The sequence below is a fragment of the Phenylobacterium aquaticum genome (genome assembly GCF_022695515.1).
Taxonomy (GTDB): Bacteria; Pseudomonadota; Alphaproteobacteria; order Caulobacterales; family Caulobacteraceae; genus Phenylobacterium; species Phenylobacterium aquaticum.
Map to the genome: position 1 here is coordinate 1 of NZ_JALDPT010000080.1, position 4,061 is coordinate 4,061.

Consider the following 4,061-nt stretch of genomic DNA (forward strand, 5'->3'; position numbering starts at 1 on the left):
GCCTCGGCCCTGGAGCTCGGCCGACGCCTGCAGGGCGTCATGGACGCCATTCTGCGCTGCGAGGGCGATCCGGCGACCTGCGCCGACCCCGCGGGCAATCCGGGCCTGGCCCGGGCCGCCGAAGCCGCCCGCGCCGCCGGCGCCAGCGATCCGATGATCCTGGACGCCATGACGCTCGCCCGCACCGGTGAGAACCTCTGGGACGCCCAGCTGCTGTTCGAGACCGGAGAGGGTGTGGAGCTGGTCTGTGCGGCCCGCGGCGAGCCGCCGGGCCCTGTCGCCGACCTCCTGGCCGCCTGCGCCTGGGAGACCGGCGCGGTGATCGCCAGCTTCGATCCTGACGCCGCCGTCCGGCTGGCCGCCGCCGGTCGCCCCACCCGCGCGGCCATCGACCTGATGGCCTTCGGCGCCGGCGAGGGCTTCGACAGCGAAGGCTTCGAGGACGCCGTGCGCATCGCCACCCTGGCCCTGGCCGCCCACGGCGGCTCGGCGGCCCTAGGGCTGGCCGGCCTCGCCGACTGGCTGACCGCCCAGGGGCTCGCCTATGATTCGCTGCAGGGCCGCCGCGCCGCGCGCCGCATCTTCCTGCAGGCTCATGAGATCGTCGCCCGCACCGCCAAGCTGCAGGGCGGCCTTGCGGTGTTCGACGACCCCGACCTCGCCCTCAAGCTCGGCGGCGCGCCCCTGGGCGGCGCCCCCGGCCTCGGCGCCGTCACCGTGGCCGAGACCGAGGACGGCGTCCTGACCCGCGTGCTCAGCGAAGCCACCCTCCAGGGCCTGAAGGTCATGGGCGTCGACGCCGCCCAGGCTCGCGCCGTCCTGCTCGGCCATCACGATCTGGCCGACGCGCCGGGGATCAATCACGCCGCCCTGCAGGCCCACGGGTTCACCGAGCATGAGATCGCCGCCGTAGAGGCCGCCCTGCCCTTCGCCGCGCGCCTGGCCGACGCCGTCTCGGCCCAGACCATAGATCCGGGCTTCCTGTCCGACGTCCTGGGCGTCACCGACGCCGAGCTGGCCGACCCCGATCTCGACCTCCTCGCGCGCATGGGCTTCACCCCCCAGCAGATCGGCGCGGCCGAGACCTATGCGCTGGGCGGCGGCGCCCTGGCCGACGCCGACTTCCTGACGCCGGACCAGAAGGCGGTGTTCCAGAGCGCCGACGAACTGGGCCCCGGCCCCTATTTCGCGATGATGGCGGCTCTGGCCCCCGTGCTCGACATTCCGCCGGTGGCTGAACTCGAACTGGAGTGGGACACGAGCCCGCTCGACGCCCGCGCCCTGCTGGCGGAAGCCGCCCAGGCCGGCGCCCCGGCCCTGCGCATCCGCCGCATGGAGCCGCCCGCCAACCTGGTTCTCGACCTGCCCAAGGTTCCCGAGGCCCCGGCGCGCGCGCCCCGCGCCCCGGACCCCGAGCCCGTCGCGGCGGCCCCGCCGCCCAGGGAACGGATCGTCGAGCGCATCGTCGAGCGCGATCGCACCCGCCGCAAACTGCCCGACCGCCGCAAGGGCTATATCCAGAAGGCGGCCGTGGGCGGCCACAAGGTCTATCTGCACACCGGCGAATATGACGACGGCGAGCTGGGCGAGATCTTCATCGACATGCACAAGGAAGGCGCCGCCTTCCGCTCTCTGATGAACAATTTCGCCATCGGCATCTCGATCGGCCTGCAGTACGGCGTTCCGCTGGAGGAGTTCGTCGACGCCTTCGTCTTCACCCGCTTCGAGCCGGCCGGTCCGGTCACCGGCAACGACCAGGTGAAGTCGGCGACCTCGATCCTCGACTACATCTTCCGCGAACTCGGCATCTCCTATCTGGACCGCCAGGAACTGGCCAACGCCGACGGCGAGCTGAACGCCGACGGTCTGGGACGCGGCAAGGCCGAGGGCGAGGCCGAGATGACCGGCGATCCTCAGCCGGCCTCGCACTTCATCTCGCGCGGCTTCTCGCGCGGGGCCACGCCCGACAATCTGGTGTTCCTGCCCAGCGCCAACGGCCGCGGCGGCGGGTTCGGGCGGGTCGAGGCCGATGTCTGCGCCGCCTGCGGCGATGTCGCCGTGGTCCGCAAGGGCTCCAGCCTGATCTGCGAGACCTGCGGCGTGCGCGCCAGCCCCAAGGACGAGGACCGGGCGGGTTAAGCCCTACCGCGCGCCCAGCCGCACCAGCACGGCCCGGGGGATTCCGAAGTCGCGGATGATGGCGTCATGGCCGCGCAGGCCCACGGCTTCACGCTGGATGAAAAAGGCCCAGACCGCCTGGGCGGCGGCCTTCAGCAGGGCCTCGCGACCTTCCTGTTCCAAGGCTTCGGGATCGTTCAGCCGGGCGAGCGCGGCCTCGGCGGCCCGGCCCATCCGCCCCAGGGCGCCCGCCTTCTCGCCGGCGATCTCCTGATCCAGGCTGCTGGCCCCGGTCTCGAACCGGAACGTCGACGGGGTCTGGGGCGGGCGTAGGGCCATGACGTCTGATCCTAGCAGAGCCGGCGGCATGGTCACCTGGCCTTAAGCTTGCTCGCCCTATCTGGAGACTGCGCCCCGCACGGAGCTCTGCGCCAATATGAAACCGCTGTTGATCGCCAGCCTGGTCGCAAGCCTGGCCCTGCCGGCCGCCGCCCTGGCCCAGAACGCCGGCCAGATCGCCAGCGCGCGGCGCGGCTCGAGCTGCCCGGGCTGCAACCTGTTCCAGGCCGATTTCTCGGGCCTGGAGCTCAAGGGCCGCAATTTCACCGGCGCCCGGCTGCGCCAGGCCGATCTCAGCCTGGCCGTCATGAACCGCACCAGCTTCGCCCGTACCGACCTGCGCGACATCAACGCCTATGGCGGGGTGTTCTCCTCGGCCAATTTCGCCGGGGCCGATCTGACGCACGCCAGTTTCGTCGGCGCCTATTTGCAGGGGGCCAATCTTGCCGGCGCGCGCCTGGACGGGACCAATTTTTCCGGCGCCGAACTGGACCACGTCCGCGGCCTGAGCCAGGCGCAACTCAACCGAGCGTGTGGTGACGCCGCGACGCGCATTCCCCCAGGGTTGCGAATTCCGGCGTGCTAAAGCTCAAGAATTACCGCGATTTAAGTAGCCTGACCGGCCACTGACAGGCACAGGCTATCCTCCATGGTTCGTCCCGCCGCCCCTCGCCTGTCCCGCATGGTCCGCCGCCTCCTGCTGGTCGCGGCCGCCGCCTCCGCCCTGCCCGTCGCCGCCGCCCACGCGATGATCATGGACGGCGACAAGGAAGTCGCCCGCATGGTTTCGTTCGGGGGCTCCTGCTCCAAGTGCGAGCTGTCGGGCCGTAAGCTGAACGGCGCCCATTTCGACGGCGCGGATTTCGGCGGCGCGGCCCTGGTCGGCTCCGACCTGCGCGAGACCCGGTTCACCGGCGCCAATTTCGCCAACGCCGATCTCTCCCGCGCCGACCTGTCCGACAGCCATATGCTGGGCGCGAACTTCAAGGGCGCGAACCTCTCCAACACCCGCATCCGCGACGCCCAGGCGCCGGGGGTGAATTTCTCGCGCGCCAACATGCCCAACGTCGACATGCGCGACACCCGCGCCGAGGGGGCCGTGTTCGCCGACGCCGACGTCTCGCGCGGCACCTTCGACGATGCGGTGCTGAACGGCGCGGTCCTGACCCGGGTCAATGCGGCGGGCGCCAGTTTCCGCGACGCCCAGCTGACCGGCGCCGTGCTGAGCGGCGGCAATTTCTCGCAGGTCTCGTTCCGCGACACCGACCTCACCGGCACGGTGATGACCGGCGCGACGCTGACGGGCGCCGACTTCCGCGACGCCAATCTGACGGGCGCCACCCTCTATGGCGTCGATCTCTCGCGGGTGAAGAACCTCGAGCAGGACCAGCTGACCACAGCCTGCGCCGACTCCTCGACGCGCCTGCCCGCCGGCCTCGTGCCCGGCCGCGGGTGCCGGTCCGGCCGGTGGCCGGTCCGGGTGCGGGTCGTGGTCCCCGCCCCGCCCGCGCCTCCGGCGCGCGCGCGCGCGTGACTGACCCCGTACCCCTACGACCCTTGTATCGGCCTGGACGCCCGTGCCGGTACTGGTGCCAGCTCCCTTC

The 4,061-nt window shown here is 71.7% G+C and carries 4 protein-coding genes; 3 read left to right on the forward strand and 1 reads right to left on the reverse strand.

The features are described 5' to 3' along the window. A partial coding sequence (locus MQH10_RS26090) for a TSCPD domain-containing protein (RefSeq protein ID WP_242566887.1) occupies positions 1-2,139 on the forward strand: 2,139 nt, incomplete at its 5' end. Positions 2,140-2,142: 3 nt separating this feature from the next. Here the strand turns inward: MQH10_RS26090 and MQH10_RS26095 are convergent. Continuing rightward, positions 2,143-2,457: a DUF6665 family protein gene (locus tag MQH10_RS26095; protein WP_242566888.1), complete on the reverse strand. Its 315-nt coding sequence runs from the start codon at positions 2,455-2,457 to the stop codon at positions 2,143-2,145. A gap of 97 nt (positions 2,458-2,554) precedes the next feature. Between MQH10_RS26095 and MQH10_RS26100 the strand changes: the two genes are divergently transcribed. Then, complete coding sequence (locus MQH10_RS26100; RefSeq protein WP_242566889.1) at positions 2,555-3,043, forward strand: pentapeptide repeat-containing protein; 489 nt, start codon at positions 2,555-2,557, stop codon at positions 3,041-3,043. 63 nt (positions 3,044-3,106) lie between these two features. After that, positions 3,107-3,991 (forward strand): pentapeptide repeat-containing protein, encoded by an 885-nt coding sequence (locus tag MQH10_RS26105; RefSeq protein WP_242566890.1) that lies wholly within the window; start codon positions 3,107-3,109, stop codon positions 3,989-3,991. The last annotated feature ends 70 nt before the right edge of the window (positions 3,992-4,061 follow it).